This is a genomic window from Mesorhizobium sp. M0960 (genome assembly GCF_040319055.1).
In the GTDB taxonomy this organism is placed as follows: Bacteria; Pseudomonadota; Alphaproteobacteria; order Rhizobiales; family Rhizobiaceae; genus Mesorhizobium.
Window position 1 is genome coordinate 313657 of record NZ_JAMYNN010000002.1, and the last position, 16443, is coordinate 330099.

The 16443-nt window shown below is 62.9% G+C and carries 15 protein-coding genes; 8 read left to right on the forward strand and 7 right to left on the reverse strand.

What is annotated here, in order from left to right:
- Positions 1-205: 205 nt before the first annotated feature.
- The 3 genes from NKH63_RS06585 to NKH63_RS06595 all read right to left on the reverse strand — a co-directional run bounded on the left by NKH63_RS06585 (position 206) and on the right by NKH63_RS06595 (position 3436).
- Positions 206-1336 carry a patatin-like phospholipase family protein gene (locus NKH63_RS06585; protein WP_023721007.1) on the reverse strand — a complete coding sequence of 377 codons (1131 nt, stop codon included), beginning with the start codon at positions 1334-1336 and terminating at the stop codon, positions 206-208.
- A 26-nt stretch (positions 1337-1362) separates the two neighbouring features.
- Positions 1363-2145 carry a 3-hydroxybutyrate dehydrogenase gene (locus NKH63_RS06590; RefSeq protein ID WP_023721008.1) on the reverse strand — a complete coding sequence of 261 codons (783 nt, stop codon included), beginning with the start codon at positions 2143-2145 and terminating at the stop codon, positions 1363-1365.
- 202 nt (positions 2146-2347) lie between these two features.
- Positions 2348-3436, reverse strand: a complete 1089-nt coding sequence (locus NKH63_RS06595) for a citrate synthase/methylcitrate synthase (RefSeq protein ID WP_352480894.1) — start codon at positions 3434-3436, stop codon at positions 2348-2350.
- A gap of 91 nt (positions 3437-3527) precedes the next feature.
- Here NKH63_RS06595 and NKH63_RS06600 point away from each other — a divergent pair, with 91 nt between their 5' ends.
- Positions 3528-4676, forward strand: a complete 1149-nt coding sequence (locus NKH63_RS06600) for a citrate synthase (protein ID WP_023721010.1) — start codon at positions 3528-3530, stop codon at positions 4674-4676.
- A 41-nt stretch (positions 4677-4717) separates the two neighbouring features.
- Here NKH63_RS06600 and NKH63_RS06605 read toward each other — a convergent pair whose 3' ends face one another.
- Positions 4718-5371 carry a TetR/AcrR family transcriptional regulator gene (locus NKH63_RS06605; RefSeq protein ID WP_352494173.1) on the reverse strand — a complete coding sequence of 218 codons (654 nt, stop codon included), beginning with the start codon at positions 5369-5371 and terminating at the stop codon, positions 4718-4720.
- Between the two features lie 101 nt (positions 5372-5472).
- Between NKH63_RS06605 and NKH63_RS06610 the strand changes: the two genes are divergently transcribed.
- Positions 5473-5919, forward strand: a complete 447-nt coding sequence (locus NKH63_RS06610; RefSeq protein ID WP_352917730.1) for a hypothetical protein — start codon at positions 5473-5475, stop codon at positions 5917-5919.
- A 127-nt stretch (positions 5920-6046) separates the two neighbouring features.
- On the opposite strand, the gene phaR is transcribed toward NKH63_RS06610, so the two are convergent.
- Entirely contained in the window at positions 6047-6655 is a 609-nt protein-coding gene (gene phaR / locus NKH63_RS06615) for a polyhydroxyalkanoate synthesis repressor PhaR (RefSeq protein ID WP_023721013.1), read from the reverse strand.
- A 278-nt stretch (positions 6656-6933) separates the two neighbouring features.
- Between phaR and NKH63_RS06620 the strand changes: the two genes are divergently transcribed.
- From NKH63_RS06620 to NKH63_RS06645, 6 genes are all read left to right on the forward strand, one after another.
- Positions 6934-8118, forward strand: a complete 1185-nt coding sequence (locus NKH63_RS06620) for an acetyl-CoA C-acetyltransferase (protein WP_352480897.1) — start codon at positions 6934-6936, stop codon at positions 8116-8118.
- A gap of 104 nt (positions 8119-8222) precedes the next feature.
- Positions 8223-8948: an acetoacetyl-CoA reductase gene (phbB, locus tag NKH63_RS06625; RefSeq protein ID WP_023721015.1), complete on the forward strand. Its 726-nt coding sequence runs from the start codon at positions 8223-8225 to the stop codon at positions 8946-8948.
- A 717-nt stretch (positions 8949-9665) separates the two neighbouring features.
- Entirely contained in the window at positions 9666-13082 is a 3417-nt protein-coding gene (locus NKH63_RS06630) for a helicase-related protein (protein WP_352917731.1), read from the forward strand.
- A gap of 12 nt (positions 13083-13094) precedes the next feature.
- On the forward strand, positions 13095-13481 hold the full coding sequence (locus tag NKH63_RS06635) for an RNA-binding S4 domain-containing protein (RefSeq protein ID WP_023721017.1): 387 nt from the start codon (positions 13095-13097) through the stop codon (positions 13479-13481).
- 148 nt (positions 13482-13629) lie between these two features.
- The gene (gene fdxA, locus NKH63_RS06640) at positions 13630-13968 is read left to right on the forward strand and encodes a ferredoxin FdxA (RefSeq protein ID WP_023721018.1); all 339 of its coding nucleotides are present in this window, start codon (positions 13630-13632) and stop codon (positions 13966-13968) included.
- A gap of 367 nt (positions 13969-14335) precedes the next feature.
- Positions 14336-14917 (forward strand): CarD family transcriptional regulator, encoded by a 582-nt coding sequence (locus tag NKH63_RS06645; protein WP_006327799.1) that lies wholly within the window; start codon positions 14336-14338, stop codon positions 14915-14917.
- A 75-nt stretch (positions 14918-14992) separates the two neighbouring features.
- Here NKH63_RS06645 and NKH63_RS06650 read toward each other — a convergent pair whose 3' ends face one another.
- Both NKH63_RS06650 and NKH63_RS06655 read right to left on the reverse strand, forming a co-directional pair.
- Complete coding sequence (locus tag NKH63_RS06650; protein ID WP_023721019.1) at positions 14993-15766, reverse strand: amino acid ABC transporter ATP-binding protein; 774 nt, start codon at positions 15764-15766, stop codon at positions 14993-14995.
- Positions 15763-16443 carry an ABC transporter permease subunit gene (locus NKH63_RS06655; RefSeq protein ID WP_023721020.1) on the reverse strand — a complete coding sequence of 227 codons (681 nt, stop codon included), beginning with the start codon at positions 16441-16443 and terminating at the stop codon, positions 15763-15765. The genes NKH63_RS06650 and NKH63_RS06655 overlap by 4 nt, the downstream gene beginning before the upstream one ends.

The window sequence follows — 16443 nt, forward strand, 5'->3', positions numbered from 1 at the left end:
CGCAAAGATGCGGCTGCAGCATCGGCTGTTGATCGCCAAAACAGCGGTATGGCAGCAAGTGTCAGGATGATTGGACAGATTGCGATGTCATCTGCTTTGCGGGGGAGCCAGAACAATTCCAGGAAAAGTGTGAAACGGTTTTCCGTCCGGAATTGCGTCAAAAAAGATAGAGCGGTTCGGCGTTTCCGTGAAACGGTAAATCGTTCTAGGCCGGACGGCGGGCGGCCTCGGGCTGCTTGCGCGCCGCAAGAAACTCCTTGACCCGCCGGCCCGGCGCCGGCCCGCGCACCGGCTTCAAGCCGTCGTCGAGCTCGCCGGACAGATCGATCGTCGGCCGCTTGCCGACGGCGTCGTAATTTTCTTCCAGCCAATCACTGGCTGCGGTGCGGCCGAGGTCACGCAGATAGGCAAGGAACGCCCATTCGGCATTGACCTTGGACGATGCCGACAGATCCTTGAACGCTTCGTCGGCATCGATGCGGTGCATGCGGATGTCGCGATATTCGCCGTGCGGCAATCGGCCGGCGGCGATCAGTTCCTTGACGAAGGCGATCGAGCGGAATTCGCGCAACAGCCCGGCATTGAAGGTGATCTCGTCGATGCGGTTCTGGATCTCATTGGCGCTCTTCGGCGTCCCTTCGCGGACCACCGGATTGATCTGCACCAAAAGCACGTCCTCAGTGGCCGCCGTCTTGAAGAACGGGAACAGTGCCGGGTTGCCGCCATAGCCGCCATCCCAATAGGGCACGCCCTTGATCTCGACGGCGCGGAACAATTGCGGCAGGCAGGCCGACGCCATTACCGTGTCGAGGTCGATCTCGCCGTCCGAGAAGACACGCAACTGGCCGGTCTCGACATTGGTCGCGGAAATGAACAGTTCCATCGACTTGCAGGCGCGCACATTGTCGAAATCGATCTCACGTTCGACCACATCGCGCAGCGGATTGATGGCGAGCGGATTGGCGACATAGGGCGAAAATACCCGCGACATCGTATCGAACAGGAAATAGCCGGGCGTGTTCTCGATCGACCAATTGCCCCAGGCGACGTCCCACGGCATGCGCTGCACTGGGCTGAAGCGGCCCTTTGCCGCCACCGCACGCCAGAAATCATCAAGTTTCCGCCGTGCGCCCTCGACGCCGCCGCGAACGAAGCCGTCGGCCAGCGCGACGGCATTCATGGCGCCGGCGCTGGTGCCCGAAACCGCCGTTATATCGAGGCGCCCGTCCTCGAGCAGCCGATCGAGCACGCCCCAGGAAAACGCCCCGTGCGAACCCCCGCCTTGCAGCGCGATGTTGATCTTCTTTGGCTCCTCCGCCTTGCCGTTTTTCGGCATGGCGTGACCCTTGACCGCTGGACGGCTCACTGAGCGGTCCAGCCGCCATCGACAGAGATGTGCGTGCCGTTGATCTGCGCTGCCGCATCCGAGCACAGGAACACTGCCGCCGCCGCAACCTGCTCGACGGTGACGAACTCCTTGGTCGGCTGCTTTTCGAGCATGACCTCGCGGACCACAGTCTCGCGGTCCATCTTGTTGGCCTTCATCTGGTCGGGGATCTGCGCCTCGACCAGCGGCGTCAGCACATAGCCGGGACAAATGGCATTGCAGGTGATCTTGTCGCGCGCCAGTTCCAGGGCGACCGTCTTGGTCAGGCCCATAATGCCGTGCTTAGCCGAGACATAGGCCGACTTGAACGGCGAGGCCACCAGCCCATGGGCCGAGGCGACGTTGACGATCCGGCCGCCACCGGCCTGTTTCATCAACGGGATGGCGGCGGCGATGGTGTGGAAGGCCGATGACAGGTTGATGGCGATGATCGCATCCCACTTCTCGATCGGGAAGCTTTCCACCGGCGCGACATGCTGGATGCCGGCATTGTTGACCAGGATGTCGACCGAGCCGAATGTCTCGGCTGCCTTCATGACCAGAGCCCGGCACTCGGCCGGCTTCGACATGTCAGCCTTGACATAGGCGGTCTGGACCTTGTGGTGTTTCGCAATTGCGTCGGCGATGGCGTGGTCGTCGGCGGTGTCGGAAAAGGAATTGACGACGATGTTGCAGCCTTCGGCCGCGAGCGCGTGGGCAATGGCCAGGCCGATGCCCGAGGTGGAACCGGTGACGATGGCGGTTTTTCTGGCGGTCAAGGCGGCTTATTCCTTTTCGAGGCGGGCTCCCGCGGAACCATGCTGCACTGCAGCATATAGGCTCTCTGCCACCCAAGAACAGCGGATGTGTGGAGCAATGACATGAAATTTTTGTCATGAGGACCTCTCTCACCTTGACGAGAGAGTGTCTGGCACCGGCTGTAGCGGGGCCGGTTTCCGCAAAGCATGCGGGGGAAAATCCTTAGGCGACGAGGTCCGGCACCGGCCCGATATAGCGCGACTGCGGCCGGATCAGCCGTCCGCTCGTCTGCTGCTCGCGGGCGTGGGCGATCCAGCCGGCGACGCGCCCGGCAGCAAAGACATTGGTGAACGCCTCTTTCGGAAAGCCCGCGGCCTCCAGCAGAAGTGCTGTGAAGAACTCGACATTGGTCTGGAGCGAGCGCGACGGCTTGGCGATGCGAAGCACTTCAAGCGCCGCTTGCTCCACGCTTTCGGCAAACGCCAGCCGGTGGCCGGCTTCGCCCTCGGCGCCGAGTTGCCGCACCACCGCTTTCAGCACGTCGGCACGCGGATCGCGCACACGGTAGATGCGATGCCCGAAGCCCATGATGCGGCGGCCGCGCGCGATCTCGTCGCGCAGCCAGATGGCGGCGTCGCCATGCGCCTCTATCGCATCCAGCATCTCGATCACCGGACCTGGCGCGCCGCCATGCAGCGGCCCCTTGAGCGCTCCGAGTCCGGCCAGCACCGCCGAAGTAAGCCCCGCCTGCGTCGAGGCGACCACGCGCGTGGCGAAGGTCGATGCGTTGAGGCCATGGTCGCAAACCGTCACAAGATAGGTATCGAGCGCTTTCGCCAACTTCGGCGAGGCCGCCATGCCGGTCAGCATCCGCAGCATGTCGGCGGCATGATCGGCCTTGCGATCAGGCGCAATTGGGCTTTCGCCGCGCTGCAAGCGCAGCAAGGCCGGCGTCAGCACGGCAGGTGCCGCAACCAGCCTGAGCGCGTCCGGCAATTTGTCGCCGTCCGGCAGTAGGGCAATGCCGGCGCGCATCGCGCTGTAGATATCGAGGGATGCGAGAAACGGCAGCAAGGGTTCGATCCGCTCGAACACTTCACTGCGCGCCCGGCCGATCGCTTTCGCCAGCTCCTTTTCGCCGGGAAGATCGTCGAAAGAGCCGTCGAACAGCAGCCGAACCACGTCGGCGTATTTCCAGCGGCCTGCCAGTTCCGGCAACGAATGGCCCCGGATGGTCAGGCGGCCGCCAAGACCGTCGACATCGGAGAGTACCGTTTCTGCCACCACCACATCATCGAGCCCATTCGCCATTGGTTTTCTCCTTGACCCTTTCCGGGTCGTAGATAAGGGTTGGCGGCTGGACCATCAATCTTGATCAACCGAATCAACGTGCCAGGTTTACATGACTGAGTGGCTGACGCGGGACGAAGCCCTGGAGCGCCTCAAGGTGCGCGCCCAGACGCTCTATGCCTATGTCAGCCGCGGACGCATCGGCATGCGGCCGGATCGGGCCGACCCACGCCGCAGCCAGTATCGCGCCGACGACATCGCGGCGCTGGCGAGCCGCCGGGCGCGCGGCCGAAATCCCCAGGCAATCGCCGAAAGTGCAATTGCCTGGGGTGAGCCGGCGATCGCCACCACGATCTCGACCGTTTTGCACGGCCGCCTCGTCTATCGTGGCCAGGATGCGGTTGCACTCTGCGAGACTGCCACGCTGGAGCAGACGGCAAACCTGCTTTGGGCATCTGACGCACCAGTGTCGTTCGTGTCGGCGAGCCGCCATGGCAACGGCGCAACTGGCCGGCCGGCTGCCTTCGCGGAATTGGCCGCGTTGGCGGCCAAGGGCCGGCCTTCGCTCGGCCGCAGGGCGGCTTCGCTCAACCACGATGCGGCCGGCGCCATCGCCGCTCTGGCCCAGGCGCTCGGCGCGGTTCGCGGAATCGGTGCCGTGCACGAACGACTGGCGCAGGGCTGGTCCCTCGATGCAGCCGGCGCAGACTTGATCCGCCGCTCGCTGGTGCTGTTGGCCGATCACGAACTGAACGCATCGACCTTCGCCGCGCGGGTCGCCGCGTCCACCGGTGCACCTGTTTCGGCCTGCCTGCTTGCTGGCCTCGCCACGCTCTCCGGTCCGCGCCATGGCGGCGCCGCGGAGGCGGTCATGATGCTGGCGGAGGATGCGCAGAGATTGGGGCCGGATGCGGCTGTCGGACGCTGGCTCGGTCACGACAGGCCACTGCCCGGATTTGGCCATCCGCTTTATCCCGACGGCGATCCGCGTGCGGAACCGTTGCTGGCCGCGATCGATGTCGATGATGGGCTGTTACGGCTTTGCGATGCGGCCTTTGCGGCAACGGGCATGCGCCCGAACGTCGATTTCGCCTTGGCCGCGCTGACGCGCAGCCTCCGTTTGCCGTCCGATGCGCCGTTTCGCTTGTTTGCGCTCGGCCGCAGCATCGGCTGGGCCGCGCATGCCGTGGAGCAGGTGACAAGCAGCGGCCTGATCAGACCACGCGCCCGCTACCAGGGACCGCTGCCGGAGTTCCATTAGCTGGCGACGCAATCGCGGGCCCTTTTTTGGGTGCTGGCGGATTAAGCTTTAGATGGAATGGTCATCCGGCTCATGAAAAGTCGGAGAGCCCGCTGCGCGGCCAGGGCTGGCGGCTCGGACGGATGCCATTCCCGGAAATGACCATCGATCGCCATGCGTGCCAACCCATAAACGAGTGCACGCGCGGCAAGCACAAGATGATCAAAGTCGGTGCCGGGAGCAAGCCGACCCTGTTGTTGCGCTTGCGTCAGCAAGTCGATCATCGTCCGCCGAATAGCCTCATTCTGATCACGAAGGCTGTCCGACCCTTCAAAATCAATCAGGGTTCGGGAACTGATGATCTGGAAATGCGTGGGGTTGCTAATTGCCCATTCCAGATAGCCTTGTCCGATTGCTTCGAAGGCCTCAATGGGATCTGCGCTGTCGATTTTCGACCGCGCCTTGGCAACGGCCTTTGTCAGCCGATCCATGGCCTGTTCGGCGACCGCGGTGAGCAGCGCTGTTTTCGATCGAAAATGCCGGAATGGCGCGCCGGGCGAAACGCCGGCACGTTTTGCGGCCTCGCGTACGGACACATGCTCGGCTCCCCGCTCCTCGATGATCTCCACGGTTGCCGTGATCAAGGCCTCGACGAGATTGCCGTGATGGTATCGCTTGGCATCTCCGGCTTCGTCGGAATCAGTTGTCTTGGTCATCTCAGTCAAATAGCACGAGAGCGGAATGTAATCACTGATTATTTCCCTTGTGTTCGAGCGCTGCGTATGTAATCAATGTTTACATCGCAACGGAGGTTACCATGTTTCGCATCACCGCAACGACTGCCCTCGCTTTCTCCTTATTGTCGCTCGTATCTGCCGAGGCCGAGGATCGGCCCACCCTGGAAGTCGTCTGGCCGACGGCGGGTTCAGTTGTCGAACTGGGCAATTCTCCTGAGAAGGCGATAGGCGTTGTCGTCAGGAGCAACTTCAGGCTGCTCACTGCGGGTGAGTGCGGGGAAATCAAGCAATGCCGCCACGTGCATATGAAGATCGATCCCAACGGAGACACCTGCAACATCCCCGGCAAGCCGTACAACAGCATGAACAGCGACTTTGGCGGTGATCTTATCAAGGCCCGTTTCGGCCATTGCCCGGATGCCGCCGGCAGACACGTGATCGGCGTGCTTCTTGCCGATGATCATCACCGGCCCATTCTAGTAGACGGCAAACCTGTTACCGCTCTGGTGACGGTGACCACGAAATAGGGCATGCCACGAAATAGAGCGTGCCACAAAATAGAGCGTGGATGACATCTTCACCTTCGAGGCGAAGATGTTTTCTGACACAGGCCTGCTGAGGGAAATTTTGGGCCGGCGCTTCGCCGGCCGGCAGTCACGACATCGTGTCGAGCTTGCGCTGCATCGCGGCGATCTGCTCCTTCAGCTCCTGAAGGTCGTCCGGTTTTTCCGGTGTTTCTTTCCTGGCCTGTTCGGCCGGTGCTGCTGCCGGCGCAGACCCCGCAGGCGGGAACGGCGTGAACAGCCGCATGGCGTTCTGGAACATTTCCATGTTACGCCGAGTCTGCTCCTCCAGCACCTTGATCGGCGTCGCGATCTTCATCATGTCCATCGGCGACTTGCCGAGGGCATCTTTCATCTGCTCGCGAAAGCGTTCCTGCTCCTTCGAGAAGGCCAGCATCGACTGTTCGAGAAAGCTTGGCACGATCATCTGCATCTGGTCGCCGTAGTAGGCGATGAGCTGACGCAGGAACGGGATCGGCAGCATGTTCTGCCCGTCCTTGTTCTCCAGCTCGAAGATGATCTGGGTCAGCACCGGATGCGTGATGTCGTCGCCGGTCTTGGCGTCCTGGACAGTAAAGTCCTCGCCTTTTTTGACCATTTCTGCGAGATCCTCGAGCGTCACATAGGTGCTGGTGCCCGTATTGTAGAGACGGCGATTGGCATATTTCTTGATAACAATAGGTTCGTCTTTCGCGGCCATCTGCATCCTCCCCGGACACCGGCCAGCTTAAGTAAGCCGCCGGTAACGATTGCGCCTTGTTAAAGGATATGCGCAAAAGCGTCATGAATCCAAGCTGTTTGTGCAGTGCGGGAACATTTTATGCTGCGCAGCACGGATGGGCCGTCATCGCAGCGACGCGCGGCCTGCTTGCCGCGGAGGAACGCCATGCCCATTTCGGGTTTGACTCGGGTTGTGGAAAGGGCAAGAAAAGTCCCCGACGGCACCCGAAATCGCTCCCCGAAAGTCTGGAGAAGAACATGTCCGCTTCCAACGCCATCGTTGTCGCCAGTGCGGCGCGCACGCCTGTCGGCTCCTTCAACGGCGCCTTCGCCAACACGCCAGCTCATGAACTGGGTGCCGTCGCCGTCAGGGAAGCGCTTGCCCGCGCCGGCGTCGACGGCAAGGAGGTGGACGAGGTCATTCTCGGCCAGATCCTGACCGCGGCTCAAGGGCAGAACCCGGCGCGGCAGGCGGCCATGGCCGCCGGCGTGCCGCAGGAGGCGACCTCCTGGGGCCTGAACCAGCTCTGCGGCTCCGGCCTGCGCGCCATCGCGCTCGGCATGCAGCAGATCGCCCAGGGCGATGCAAAAATCATCGTTGCCGGCGGCCAGGAATCGATGTCGATGGCTCCGCATGCGCAGCATCTGCGCGGTGGCGTCAAGATGGGCGATTTCAAGCTGATCGACACCATGATCAAGGACGGCCTGACCGATGCCTTCTATGGTTATCATATGGGCAACACGGCGGAGAACGTCGCCCGCCAGTTCCAAATCACCCGCGACGACCAGGACCAGTTCGCACTGGCTTCCCAGAACAAGGCCGAGGCTGCGCAGAAAGGCGGAAAATTCAACGACGAGATCGTTGCCTTCACAGTCAAGGGCAGGAAGGGCGACACGATAGTCGACCAGGACGAGTACATCCGCCATGGCGCGACGATCGACGCCATGACCAAGCTCAAGCCCGCCTTCGACAAAGACGGCACGGTGACAGCAGCCAATGCTTCCGGCATCAATGACGGCGCCGCCGCCGTGGTGCTGATGACCGAAGCGGAAGCCGCAAGGCGCGGCATCACGCCGCTGGTGCGTATCGTTTCCTGGGCGACCGCCGGCGTTGACCCGCAGATCATGGGGACGGGACCGATCCCCTCCTCGCGCAAGGCGCTGGCCAAGGCCGGCTGGTCGGTCGGCGACCTCGATCTGGTCGAAGCCAACGAGGCCTTCGCCGCGCAGGCCTGCGCCGTCAACAAGGACATGGGCTGGGACCCGTCCATCGTCAACGTCAATGGCGGCGCCATCGCCATCGGCCATCCGGTCGGCGCCTCGGGCGCCCGCATCTTCAACACGCTGGTCTACGAAATGCGTCGCAGAAGTGCCAAGAAAGGTCTTGCCACGCTGTGCATCGGCGGCGGCATGGGCGTTGCCATGTGCGTGGAAGCATTGTGATGAGATAAGCGATACGAATAGGATACTGGCGCAAAGCGAGTAGGGAATAGAGGGCAAAACCTACCGCTTCAACGCTCAGTCATCTGCATTTCCCGGGAGGACACATGACAAAGGTTGCAATCGTCACAGGCGGGTCGCGCGGCATCGGCGCGGCGATATCGGTCGCCTTGAAAAGCGCCGGCTATTCGGTTGCCGCAAACTACGCCGGCAATGAGGAAGCGGCAGCAAAGTTCAAGGCAGCGACCGGCATCCCGGTCTACAAATGGTCGGTTGCCGACTACGAGGCCTGCGCTGCCGGCATCAAACAGGTAGAGGCCGATCTCGGTCCCGTATCGGTGCTGGTCAACAATGCAGGCATCACGCGCGACGCGATGTTCCACAAGATGACGCGCGAGCAATGGAAAGAGGTCCTCGACACCAACCTTTCCGGCGTCTTCAACATGACGCATCCGTTGTGGGGCGGCATGCGCGACCGCAAATTCGGCCGCGTCATCACCATCTCCTCGATCAATGGCCAGAAAGGGCAGGTCGGCCAGGTCAATTATTCGGCCTCGAAGGCCGGCGATATCGGCTTCACCAAGGCGTTGGCCCAGGAAGGCGCGCGCGCCGGCATCACCGTCAACGTCATCTGCCCCGGCTACATCGCCACCGAGATGGTCAAAGCGATGGACGAGAAGGTGCTCAACGAGCGTGTCCTTCCGCAGATCCCGGTCGGCCGTCTCGGCGAGCCGGAGGAGATCGCGCGCTGCGTCGTCTTCCTCGCTTCCGACGATGCCGGGTTCATCACCGGCTCGACCATATCAGCCAATGGCGGGCAGTACATCGCCTGACCGTTTATCTTTACGTTGAGATAGATACGCGCTTGGACGAACGGGCCTGCAAAACGGCCCGTTTCTATAGCGGTCTTCCCGTTGCAAGATCTCCCCCCAATCCGGCACGCAAAGGTTAACGGCCGCTGCGCAGCCTGTGCAAAAACTGCCCGGCAGCCTGTGGATTCTCGGTGGAAAAGCTGTTCACAACACAACATGTTGCGGTGAACAAACCAAGAAACTTTGCCTATCGCTGATTCGTCGCCGATTCGTTCCGGCTTTGAGCGGAACGTTAACGGCGAGAGCCGAAAACACCCTCGAAATGATTAAAGCGGATTAGGAAACATCAATAATTTCATAATGTTGGGCGAAGCAGATTGGCCGGCCACGATCATTCACCGGCAAAGGTTAACGGTGGTGCTCGTTTGAATGCCGCCTGCATGAATCGGGCCAGTTTCTGTGATTCAGCATGTGGTGAGACTCGCCGGCAGAAATCCCAGATGTAGCCGTGAACAAAACCTGAATCAGCGCGAGTCAGTGATTCGTCGCTGATTCGTTCCAGACTCGTTCCAACTGTTAATCGGGAACAGATTTCTGGCTTCGAACCGACCAATCAGCCTGCCCTCGGCACATTCCGCTTTCGCTTCGCGCCCGAAATCCCTATGTGTCGCCTGTCATACGCGGCCAATATGGGCGCGCTCCCGACAATGCGAGGCAGAGAGCCTTATTTCCAGGCCGATGAACATCCATCCGAAACACACTGAACCGCTGATCCTGTCGGGTCGAGACGTGACGGCCGTGCTCGGCCCGACCAATACCGGCAAGACCCATCTCGCCATCGAACGCATGGTGGCGCATGAGAGCGGCGTCATCGGCCTACCGCTCAGGCTGCTTGCCCGCGAGGTCTATACGCGCGTCTGCGAGAAGGTCGGCGCCCATAAGGTTGCGCTCATCACCGGCGAGGAAAAGATCCAGCCGGCGGGCGCGAAATACTCGGTCTGCACGGTGGAAGCGATGCCGCGCGAGACCGACGCCGCCTTCGTTGCCATCGACGAGGTCCAGCTCGCTGGCGATCTCGAACGCGGCCACATCTTCACCGATCGCATCCTGCATCTGCGCGGCCGCCAGGAGACGCTGCTGCTGGGTGCGGCCACCATGCACGGCATTCTGCAGCGCCTGCTGCGGGGCGTGTCGGTGGTGACCCGGCCACGGCTGTCGCATCTTGCCTATGCCGGCTCGAAGAAGCTGACCCGCCTGCCGCGGCGCACCGCGATCGTCGCCTTCTCGGCCGACGAGGTCTATGCCATCGCCGAGCTGATCCGCCGCCAGCAGGGCGGTGCCGCCGTCGTGCTCGGCGCGCTCAGCCCGCGCACCCGCAACGCCCAGGTGGCGCTGTTCCAGTCGGGCGATGTCGACTACCTCGTCGCCACCGACGCCATCGGCATGGGCCTCAACCTCGACCTCGACCACGTCGCCTTCGCCCAGAATCGCAAATTCGACGGCTACCAGTACCGCAACCTGACCGCGGCCGAGCTCGGCCAGATTGCCGGCCGTGCCGGCCGGCATCTGCGCGACGGCACCTTCGGCGTCACCGGCCAGGTCGATCCGCTGGATGAGGAATTGGTCAAGAAGATCGAGGCGCATGATTTCGATCCGGTGAAAGTGCTGCAGTGGCGTACCGCGCATTTCGATTTCGCCAACCTCGATGCGCTGAAGCGCTCGATCGAGACCAACGCCCCGGTCGAAGGCCTGACGCGCGCACTGCCGGCCGTGGACGCGCAGGCGCTCGAGCATCTGTCGCGCGACGAGGACATCCGGGCACTCACCACCGACGCCAGGCGGGTGGCGCTGCTGTGGGAAGCCTGCGCGCTGCCCGACTACAGGAAGATCGCGCCGGCCCAGCACGCCGACTTGATCGCCTCCATCTACATGGACCTTGCCAGGCACGGCCATGTCGACGAGAACTACATGGCCGAGCAGGTGCGCCGCGCCGACACCACTGAAGGCGATATCGACACGCTATCGCACAGGATTGCCCAGATCCGCACATGGACCTTCGTTTCCAACCGGCCCGGCTGGCTGGCCGATCGGGCACACTGGCAGGAAAAGACGCGCGAAATCGAAGACAGATTGTCGGATGCGCTGCATGAGCGGTTGACGAAACGTTTTGTAGACCGCAGGACTTCCGTCCTCATGCGGCGCCTTAGAGAAAACACGATGCCTGAAGCCGAAATCAGCCCAACCGGAACCGTCCTCGTCGAAGGCCATCACGTCGGCGAGTTGCAGGGTTTCCGCTTCACCGCCGACCAGAGCGCCGGCGGCGAGGACGCCAAGGCGGTGCGGGCGGCGGCGCAGAAGGCGCTTGCCGCCGAGTTCGAGGCGCGGGCCGAACGCTTCGGCGCCTCGGCCAATGGCGACATCGCGCTGGGTTCGGATGGCACGCTGCGCTGGATCGGCGCGCCGATCGGCACGCTGGTCGCTGGCGAAGACGCTTTGAAGCCGCGTCTCGTTCTGCTCGCCGACGAGCAACTCACCGGCCCGGCCCGCGACAAGGTTGCGGCGCGCGCCGAGCGCTTCGTCAATTTCCAGATCGAATCCCTGCTGAAGCCGCTGGTCGATCTCAAGAATGCCGAGCAGATCACCGGCATCGGCCGCGGCATCGCTTTCCAGCTCGTCGAGCATTTCGGCCTCATCAACCGTCGCGACATCGCCGACGAGATGAAGTCGCTCGACCAGGAGGGCCGCGCGGCGCTTCGCCGTCTCGGCGTGCGCTTCGGCGCCTACCATGTCTTCGTGCCGGCGCTGATCAAGCCGGCGCCGGCCGGGTTGATAACGCTGCTGTGGGCGCTGAGAAACGACGGCAAGGACAAGCCCGGCTTCGGCGATGTCGTTCACGCACTGGCCTCCGGCCGCACCTCGGTGGTCATCGATCCAACCTTCGACAAGACTTTCTACAAGCTGGCGGGCTACCGCAATCTTGGCCGGCGTGCTGTACGCGTCGATATTCTCGAACGGCTGGCCGACCTGATCCGGCCGGCGACCAACTGGAAGCCGGGCCTCGGACCTCGCCCCGACGGCGCCTATGACGGTCAGTCCTTCATGGTGACGCCGCCGATGATGTCGATCCTCGGCGCCACCGCCGACGACATGGAAGAAATCCTGAAGGGGCTCGGCTATCGCGCCGATGCCAAGCCGGCGGCCGAGGTCAAGGCGCGGCTCGAAGCACAGGACAATGCCGCGCGTGAAGCGGCCGCTGCAAAGCAGGCGGCGGAAGAGGCAACGCGAGCCGAGCAGGCGAGGATGGCGGAAGCAGCTGCCGCGGCAGAGCCGCCGGCGGAGGTTTCGGCGGAGGCTTCGGAGCCTGTGTCGGATGCGGCTCCTGTTGCGGAGGCGGCCGAAGCCGTGACCGAAGCGGCGGCAGAGCCTGTCGCGGAAGACCAGCCGGAAGCTCCAGCCCCTGAAGCTGCGGCAGAAGTCACGCAAGAGACCCAGCCCGCCGCCGAAGCGGCTGCAGAACCAGCGGCTGAGCCAAGGACGGAACTTGGGGCGGAAACTGAGGCTACGGCACCGGCAGAGCCGCCGGTTTCCGACACTATGGAAGCATCGCCGGCCGAACCTGCAGCAACGGCGGAAGCCGTCGCCGGCGAAGCTGCCCCAGAAGCCGAGGAGCCAAAACCTGTGCTGTTGTGGCGGCAGGGTCGTTTCGACCAGCGCCCGCGTCATCGCCAGCATGACAACCGCCCCCGGGACAATCATCGGGACAGTCGCGCGCGCAATGGTCAAGCTGCGCCGGACGGCCGCAGCGATGCGCCGGTAGATGCCGGCGGGCAACCGACGCCGGGCGACCGGCCCGCCCGTCAAGGGCGCCACGATCAGCGCGACGGCGCCGGCAAGCCACGCTTCGACCGCAGCAAGTTCAAGCCCAAGCCGCAAGGCGAGGCGGCAGAGCAGCGCGCCGGCAAGCCGCAAGGCGAACGCCTCGACCGGCGCGAAAACCGGCCCGACTGGAAGGCTGGACGGCAGGACGGCAAAGGCGGCGCCCAAGGCGCAAAGCCCGCCTTCCAGCCAAAGCCGCGTGAGGAACGCCCGGTCCGCTTCGATCCGGACTCGCCCTTTGCCAAGCTCGCCGCGTTACGCGACCAGCTGAAGAAGTAAGCTGTTCGTCCGATGGTCACTGATGCCCGCCAGCGCATCGACAAGTGGCTGTTCTTCTCGCGCGCGGTAAAATCACGCACGCTGGCAGCCAAGCTGGTCGTCACCGGACGCGTCCGCATCAATCGCGACAAAGCAGCGCAGGCATCCGATACGGTCCGGCCGGGTGACGTTTTGACCATCACGCTCGAGCGGCGGATCTTCGTCTGGAAAGTCCTTGGCACCGGCGCACGGCGCGGCCCGGCCGAAGAAGCCCGCCTGCTTTACGAGGACATGTCGCCGCCCCCCGCGCCCAAGGGCGAGGCGCTTCCGGATGCGGTGCCGCCGTTGCGCGAGGCCGGCAGCGGTCGCCCGACGAAGAAGGAACGCCGCCAGACCGACCACCTGCTCGGCGACGATTGAGCAAGGTCGAACTTCCGCTTTGCCGGGCCTCTGGAATTCCATTCCGGAAACCCCGGCACCGCTGGCAAGGGCTGCCCTTGCCAGCGGCGGACAAAGGCGTTACCTCACCAAAAAAGCCCAACAAAATGGGACGTCCCGGAGCCGACCAATGACCTATGTCGTGACCGACAATTGCATAAAATGCAAATACATGGACTGCATCGAGGTCTGTCCGGTCGACTGTTTCTACGAAGGTGAGAACATGCTCGTCATCCACCCGGACGAGTGCATCGACTGCGGCGTCTGCGAACCGGAATGCCCGGCCGACGCGATCAAGCCCGACACCGAGTCGGGCCTCGACAAATGGCTGCAGATCAACACCGAATATGCCGATAAATGGCCCAACATCACCGCCAAGAAGGAGCCCCCGGCCGACGCCAAATCCTTCGACGGGGAAGCTGGCAAATTCGAGAAATATTTCTCCCCGGAGCCCGGCGAAGGCGATTAACGAGAGCGCTGATTGCGGCAGCCTGACGCGGCGTAACAGACGTGATACATTAACTGCCTTGACAGGCGGCGATGGCGCATGGCCTTCGCGCGTGCAGCAAAACCTTGATTCTTCCGACTTTTTGTGTTATATCAGCCCAACATGCCGGTGACACAACGTCGATTTATGGCGCAAACGCCCCAAATCACTGAAAGGTGAATTTCTCAATCCGGACCAGAGCGATCTGGGGCAGGCGGTCGCAATGTTGCGATTTGCCGGTCCTGGCCTTCCGGTGAGTTCATCGTTGTGTGGCTAAGGACCGGTCACCCCGGTCGCACGAGTTCGGGCCGGCACGATGCCGGTACCACAACAAGGAGTTCAGGGCGTAATGGCAACGATCACCCCGCAGAAGAAGTCCACCGCAGCGCGCCACGGTTTCAAGACCGGCGAGTACATCGTCTATCCGGCGCATGGTGTCGGCCAGATCGTCTCGATCGATGAGCAGGAAGTCGCGGGCCACAAGCTGGAACTGTTCGTCATTGACTTCCAGAAGGACAAGATGCGCCTCAAGGTGCCAGTCGCCAAGGCGACCTCGATCGGCATGCGCAAGCTATCGGAAGAGGATTATGTCGAGCGCGCGCTGAAGGTCGTGCAGGGCCGCGCCCGCGTCAAGCGCACCATGTGGTCGCGCCGCGCCCAGGAATATGATGCCAAGATCAACTCCGGCGATCTGATCTCGATCTCGGAAGTGGTGCGCGACCTCTATCGCGCCGACAACCAGCCGGAGCAGTCCTATTCCGAGCGCCAGCTCTACGAGGCGGCCCTCGACCGCATGGCCCGCGAGATCGCGGCCGTCAACCGCATGTCGGAGACCGAAGCGGTGCGCCTCATCGAGGTGAACCTCAACAAGGGCCCCAAGCGCGGCGCCAAGGCCGACAACGAGGAAGCCGAGCAGGAAGAAGCCGCCTGAGCCTTTTCGCTTTCGAATTCAGAAAAACCCGGCCTCGCGCCGGGTTTTTTGTTTTTGGGACCGGCGAATGCATATCTAACCTTCGCCACCGCCCTCCCTTTCCGCCTCCTGCTTCAGCGTCGCGATGAACCGCTTGGTCCGCTGGCGCTCCGGGTTGCTGAACAGCACCGCGGCCGGCCCTTGTTCGACGATGTTGCCGGCATCGAGGAACACCACTTCCCGCGCGATCTTGGAGGCGAGCCTCAGATCATGCGTCGCCATCACCATGGTCGTGCCCTCGCTGGCGAGCTTGCCGAGCACGTCGACCACCTCTTGCGCCAGTTCCGGATCGAGTGCAGAGGTCGGCTCGTCGCAGAGCAGCACTTTCGGCGACGGCGCCAGCGCCCGGGCAATCGCCACGCGCTGCTGCTGGCCGCCTGACAGCGTCGCCGGCCAGGCGTCGGCCTTGTGCGCCATGCCGACCTTTTCGAGCAGGGCGAGCGCCCGTTCGCGCGCCCTTTCCTTGGGCCATTTCAGCACCGTCACCAGCCCCTCCATGATGTTCTCGATCGCGGTGCGATGCGGAAACAGCTGGAAATTCTGGAACACCATGCCGGTCTGCAGCCGCAGCCGCTGGATATCCCTGGTCGAGACCCTGCCGCCGGGGTGGAATTCGAGTGCATCGTCGCCGATTCGCACCGTGCCTGAAGTCGGCAGCTCGAGCAGGTTGATGCAGCGCAAAAGCGTACTTTTCCCGCCGCCCGATGGCCCGACAAGCGCGGTGACGCTGCCTTCCTCGATGGTGACGGTCACACCCTTCAGCACCAAATTGTCGCCGAAACGCTTTTCGATGTTGGTGAGGCCGATCATGCGCGCGCCTCCAGGAAGCCACCATAGCGGTTAAGCCGCGTTTCCAATCGGGCCTGCAAGGCCGACAGCACGGAGCTCATGACCAGGTAGAGAGCCGCTGCCTCGACATAGAGGATCAGCGGCTCATAAGTGGTGGCGACAATGCGCTGCGCCGCCTGGAACATCTCGGGCACGGTAATGGCGGCGGCGAGCGATGTATCCTTGACCAGTGAGATGAAGGTGTTGGACAGCGGCGGCACGGCGACGCGCCCCGCCTGTGGAAGAATGGTGCGCCGCATTGCCTGGGCCCAGGTCATGCCGATCGAATAGGCCGCTTCCCACTGGCCCTTCGGCACCGAACCAATGACGGCGCGGATGATTTCCGACGAATATGCGCCGATGTTCAAGGTAAAGCCGATCAGTGCTGCCGGAAAAGCGTCGAGCAGGATGCCGACCGATGGCAGGCCGTAGAAGATAAGGAACAGTTGCACGAGAAGCGGCGTGCCGCGGAAGATCCAGACATAGAAGCGGACCACGGCGACCAGCGGTTTGGGACCGAACAGCCGGACAAGCGCCACGACCAGGCCGAGGACAAGACCGAATGCAAACGACAGCAGCGTCAACGGCACGGTGAAGATCAGTGCAGCCCACAGCAGCGTAGGCAGGGATTCCAGCATCAATTGCAGCCAGTGCGGCAC